A 238-nucleotide genomic window follows, 5' to 3' on the forward strand; every position below is an offset into this window, starting at 1 on the left:
GTGTTGCTGTCTCTGACCTCGGGATTTCCTTTTCCCGGGAGTTCAGCATCTGGGACAAAAAAGTGGCCATTGGTATCACACCGAAATACCAGCGCGTTATCACGCTTCACTATGCCGCAGAAGCCGATTATGAAGGTGATATCGACGAACAGGATCTGGAAGATGCTTCCGAAACCTTTAACCAGTTCAACGTCGATCTGGGGGCTTCCTTCCGTTTTGGAGCCACCAACAAATGGGT

General features: G+C 50.0%; 1 protein-coding gene. It reads left to right on the forward strand.

Features of this window, described 5'->3' with window-relative positions:
• A partial coding sequence (gene traF, locus Q4563_RS22475) for a conjugal transfer protein TraF (protein WP_303606124.1) occupies window positions 1-238 on the forward strand: 238 nt, incomplete at both ends.

This window comes from Gilvimarinus sp. 1_MG-2023, assembly GCF_030548285.1.